At 67.3% G+C, this 4,872-nt stretch carries 5 protein-coding genes; 2 read left to right on the plus strand and 3 right to left on the minus strand.

Annotation, left to right across the window (positions count from 1 at the left end):
• Both AX721_RS07180 and AX721_RS07185 read left to right on the plus strand, forming a co-directional pair.
• Positions 1-533, plus strand: a 533-nt coding sequence (locus tag AX721_RS07180; protein ID WP_197422493.1) for an acyl-CoA reductase, incomplete at its 5' end; no start/stop codon positions are given.
• Positions 534-552: 19 nt separating this feature from the next.
• Positions 553-1,986: a hypothetical protein gene (locus AX721_RS07185; RefSeq protein ID WP_068875335.1), complete on the plus strand. Its 1,434-nt coding sequence runs from the start codon at positions 553-555 to the stop codon at positions 1,984-1,986.
• Positions 1,987-2,051: 65 nt separating this feature from the next.
• Here the strand turns inward: AX721_RS07185 and AX721_RS07190 are convergent, their stop codons facing one another.
• The 3 genes from AX721_RS07190 to AX721_RS07200 all read right to left on the minus strand — a co-directional run.
• Complete coding sequence (locus tag AX721_RS07190) at positions 2,052-2,393, minus strand: 2Fe-2S iron-sulfur cluster-binding protein (protein WP_068875336.1); 342 nt, start codon at positions 2,391-2,393, stop codon at positions 2,052-2,054.
• Positions 2,394-2,498: 105 nt separating this feature from the next.
• Positions 2,499-3,725 carry a cytochrome P450 gene (locus AX721_RS07195; RefSeq protein WP_068875337.1) on the minus strand — a complete coding sequence of 409 codons (1,227 nt, stop codon included), beginning with the start codon at positions 3,723-3,725 and terminating at the stop codon, positions 2,499-2,501.
• Positions 3,726-3,862: 137 nt separating this feature from the next.
• Positions 3,863-4,872: biotin/lipoyl-containing protein (locus AX721_RS07200; RefSeq protein ID WP_156467051.1), on the minus strand; the 1,010-nt coding region annotated here is incomplete at its 5' end.

The raw sequence follows: 4,872 nt of genomic DNA on the forward strand, positions 1-4,872 counted from the left end.
GCACCGATGCGGCGGGGCTCGCCCGCCTCGAACGCCTTGCGGAGTACACCTACGAGGCGCTGCAGCAGCTGGTGCCCCACGTGAGCGCCCCGCACCCGAACTTCAGCCCGGAGCTGCGCGACGAGATCGACGCCATCCGCAGCTCGTCCTTCTACCGGGTCGTGGGGGTGGAGGCGAACCTGGGTGGGGTGATCGTCTCGAAGATCCCTGACCCTGTGGACTTTGCGGGTCTATTGGCCTGCCGGGTGGCGAACTTCGTGCCCTGTGACGACATCGCCGAGGGCCTGGAACGGATCACCATCCATACCCAGACCATCGGCGTCTATCCCGAGAGCCTGAAAGCCAGGTACCGGGACAAGCTGGCCTTCATGGGGGGCCAGCGGATCGTCTCGCTCGGCAACCACCTGACGATGACACAGTCGTTGCCGCACGACGCCATGGAGCCGCTGCGCCGGCTGTGCCGCTGGATCAACGACGAGGACTTCACGGCCGGGACCTACCGCGGCCGGGTCATGTTCGCCGATCAGGCGTGACGCCAGGAGACAACGCCGAATGGACGCCAAGCTCGACCCGACCCCAGGCGATCTCGACGCCTTCTGCGCCGACCCCGCGGCCATGCTCGACCGGCCTGCGGACGAGATCTACGCCCTGTCGCAGCCGCAGATCGATCAGATCCAGCTCGCCGTCATAAGGCGACGCTTCGAGGCCCTGGTTCCGAAGTTGCCACCGCTCAAGCGGCTCGCGGAAGAGAACCACATCACGGACATCAGCGAGCTGAACGCGCTGGTGCCGCTGCTCTTCCCGCACACCGCCTACAAGTCCTACCCGCTCTCGCTGATCGACAATGCCCGGTTCGCCCAGCTGACCCACTGGTTGAACGACTACACGGTCCATGACCTGTCCGGCCTAGACGTCTCGCGCTGTGAGACCCTCGACGAATGGCTCGACGTCATCGAGGCGGAGACGCCGGTGCGGGTCGTGACATCCTCCGGCACCTCCGGCAAGCTGTCGCTGATCCCGAAGAGCACCGAGGAGGTGCGGCATATCCCCGGCTACTTCCGGGCGTTCTACAGCCCGTTCGGCGCGGAGTTCGGCGCTGACCCGTTCGCGCCGCACGTCTTCCACGTGAGCCCCCATGTGCCGAAGGGTCGCCACAACTCCGCGTCCGTCACCCAGAACATCGTGACCTACGCCTATGGCGGCGATCGGAGCCGGTTCCTGACGCCCGAGGGCGAGATGTCGACCGACCTCCTCTGGATGAGCGGTCGCATCAAGCGGGCTCAGGCCGACGGCGCTTTGGAAGCGCTGAAGAAGACCAAGGCCTGGAAGCGTCTTGCCGACGGCGCCGCCGCCCATGATGTGCGCAAAGCTCAGCCGCTCGACGACTTCTATGTCGAGACCCTGAAGCGGCTGAAGGGCGAGACGGTGTTCATGCGGATCGGCCTCAACTACCTCGTCGACATGGTGCGGGCGGCCGACGCCGCCGGCCTGGAGATCGACCTGGCTCCGGACTCTTCGATCACGCTGGCGGGGGGCCTGAAAGGCGCGGCCGTCACGGACGAGCAGCTGGCGAACGTGCGCCGGGCGATCCGCTGCGACATGGGCGAGGTCTACGCCTGCTCCGAGCTGATGTCCGGCCTGGCGAAGAAATGCCCCCACGGCCACTACCACGCGCCGCCGTGGCTCGTGAGCTATGTGCTCGATCCCGACACCGGCGCGCCCTACCCTCGGCGGGGCGAACAGACGGGCCGCTATGCCGGCTTCGACCTGATGGCCTCGACCTACTGGGGTGGCTTCATCACCGGCGACGAAGTTACCATCAACTGGGACGGCGGCTGCGGCTGTGGCCGATCAGGTCCCTACATGCATGGCGCGATCGTCCGGTATGCGGACAAGAACGGCGGCGACGACAAGATCACCTGCCAACGGACGGCGGCGGCCATCGAAGACATGATGCAGCACCTGAAGGCGGACGCCCCATCTTAGGCCTGACGCGCCTCTACGGCACCCGCACTCCGGCTTCCGCTGCGGTTTCGCCGGGAGCGCTGAGGTCAGGACTCGCAAAACTCCGCCGTGTCCTGGTTGAGCGGTGTGCGCACGACCAGGCCCTCAAGCTCAGGGCGGACCTTGATCTGGCAGGCCAGGCGGGTGCGCTCGGGCACGTCGCCGCGAAAGTCGAGCATCGCCTGCTCGTCGTCGCCGGGCGGCCCCACCAGGCCGAACCACGCGGGCTCGATCAACACCTTGCATGTGGCGCACGCGCAGGACCCACCGCAGTCAGCGTCGATGCCCTCGACGCCGTTCCGACGCGCGCCTTCCATCACCGACAGACCGTCCGGCACGTCGAGCTCCCGCTGAACGCCCTCGAAACTGACATAGGTGATCTTCGTCATGCAGGTCCTGCCGCCAGGCTGGCGGTGGCTACGCGCGAGCGGAAAGTCCGCTCGGCGCGGGTTGGAGTTCGGCAGGCGCGGGGCCCGCGGGCGACGACGGCGCCGTCAGGGCGCCGCCACGAAGCGGATGGGGACGGCGAGCGGGCCGCGCGACTGGCCCATCAGGTAGGCGATTTCTTCGGACTGCAGGTCGAATTCGGGGATGCGCGCCAGGAGCCGCTCACAGGCCACCTTCATGATGGCGCGCGCGTACCATTCGCCGATGCACTTGTGTGCGCCTGCGCCAAACGCGATGTGCTGCTTGATGTTGGGGCGGTCGATAATCAAGTCGTCCGGCCGCTCGAACACCGCGGCATCACGATTGGCCGATCCCCACAAGAGGTAGAGCTTCTCGCCCGCCTTGAGTTGCTGGCCGCAAAGCTCCGTGTCGGCGGTCACCGTCCGCTGGATGGCGACCGACGGCGACTGCAGGCGGATGGTTTCCTCGATCGCCGGCAGCAGCAGGGAAGGATCCTCTATGACGCGTCGGCGCAGGCCAGGATCGCGCGCCAACTGCTCGAACATCACCCCCATGGCGAGGATGGCCGTGTCGCCCCCGGCGACAATCATCAGTTGGATGCAGCCGACCGCTTCTTCGTCGGTGACGGGGCGGTCGCCAATCGTCCCAGTGCGGACCGTGTCGATGAACCCGCCGTCCGAAGGCTTGCCGCGGCGGCCTTCCATGAGGTCTTTGACAAAGCGCTCCACGCGCGCGAACCCGTCGGCGCGCACCGCAGGATCGTGGGCGAACATCCCGTCCGTCGCGGCCGCCTTACAGTAAGCCGCCTGCTCGGGCGTGAAATTGAACAGATGCTCGAAGAACACCAGACCCGATAGCGGGGTCGCGTACTGTTCGGTCAGGTCCGCTTCGCCCGTGCCGATGAAACCGTCGATCAGACGGTCGGCGAGAGCGGCCAGCTTCGGCTCGAGCGCCAGGGCGGCTTCTCGCGTGAAGAAGGGATTGAGGATACGCCGGAACTGCGAGTGGAGCGGCGGGTCGTACTCCTCGGGAACGAACTTCTGCGGCTTGTCCTCGCCGATGACCACACCGCGGGTGTTGGTGAAATGTCGCCAGTCGCGCGCCGCGGTGGTGACGGCCTCGTGGCTGACCGCCACCCAGTAGCCGCCGTAGGACTCCGCCCGCACCACCTGTCCCTGGGTCCGCATGAGGGCGGCCGTCGGGAAGTAGGGGCACTTCACATAGCGAGGGTCGTGCACGTCGAAGCGCAGCGCGAGCTCCGCCAGTTCGGACTCGCTAAAGTCGGTTCGGCTGGGCGCATTGTCGTCGGCCATCGTTTCCTCCCCGCTGCGAGCGTCTTCAACCCGCGCGTGGCGTGGAGAATGACGGGCTGATCCAGGGTGTGTCTGTCACCCGCCAGCGGGACCGCGCAGCGTCGGCCAGCGCGGGGTCACGACGCCTTTGCCGTCCGTCAGGCGAACTCGACCAGCACTTCGTCGGCCGCCACGCTGTCGCCCGCCTTCACGCTGACCGACTTCACCGTGCCGTCGCGCTCTGCCCGCAGGATGTTCTGCATCTTCATGGCCTCGAGCACGGCCACGATCTCGCCGGTCTTCACCTCCTGGCCCTGGGCCACGTCGATCGAGACCACCAGGCCCGGCATCGGCGACAGCACCATCTTGGAGGTGTCGGCCGCCTTCTTCGGCGGCAGATTCTCGTGCAGCTCGGCCGAGCGCGGGGTCAGGACCAGCACGTGCAGGGTCGAGGCCCGGTGGCGGATGACGAAGCCCTCGGCCGCCGGCTTCACCGCCACGGTGAAGTCCTGGCCGTCGAAGCGGCCGCGGAAGACCGGCTGGCCCGGACGCCAGTGAACGCCTTCCAGCCGATGGCTCTTGCCGCCGGACGTCACGGTGAAGTCGCCGTTGTCGGCCTTTACGGTCACCGCCTGCTTCTTGTGCCCGGCCACCACGATCCAGTCGTCGCGCAGCAGGTCGGGCGCCGCCCGGCGGGTCAGCACGCGGTGCATGGCCAGCGCTACGGCGCCCATCAGGCTCCGCTGCCCGTCGGTGGGCGGCAGCCCCTGGAAGCCCTCGGGGAACTCGTCCTTGATGTAGTTGGTCGACAGCTTGCCCGACCGGAACCGCTTCTGGTCCATCACCGCGGCCAGGAACGGGATGTTCTGGCCCAGGCCCTCGATGTGGAAGTCCTCCAGCGCCCGGCCCATCACGTCGATGGCGGCGTCGCGGGTCTTCCCCCAGGTGCTGAGCTTCGAGATCATCGGATCGTAGAACATCGAGATCTCGTCGCCTTCGCGCACCCCCGCGTCGTTGCGGACGAAGCCGTAGGGCGTGTCGCCCTCTTCCGGCGGCGAATAGCGCACGAGCCGCCCGATCGAGGGCAGGAAGCCGCGGTACGGATCCTCGGCATAGATCCGGCTCTCCATGGCCCAGCCGTTGATCTTCAGGTCCTTCTGGGCGAACG

This window comes from Phenylobacterium sp. CCH9-H3, assembly GCF_001557235.1.
GTDB lineage: Bacteria > Pseudomonadota > Alphaproteobacteria > Caulobacterales > Caulobacteraceae > Phenylobacterium.

Excerpts from the sequence above, each read along its gene's own strand:
- AX721_RS07190 (WP_068875336.1), bottom strand. The coding sequence starts at position 2,393 with ATGACGAAGATCACCTATGTCAGTTTCGAGGGCGTTCAGCGGGAGCTC.
- AX721_RS07195 (WP_068875337.1), bottom strand. The coding sequence starts at position 3,725 with ATGGCCGACGACAATGCGCCCAGCCGAACCGACTTTAGCGAGTCCGAA.
- AX721_RS07185 (WP_068875335.1), top strand. The coding sequence starts at position 553 with ATGGACGCCAAGCTCGACCCGACCCCAGGCGATCTCGACGCCTTCTGC.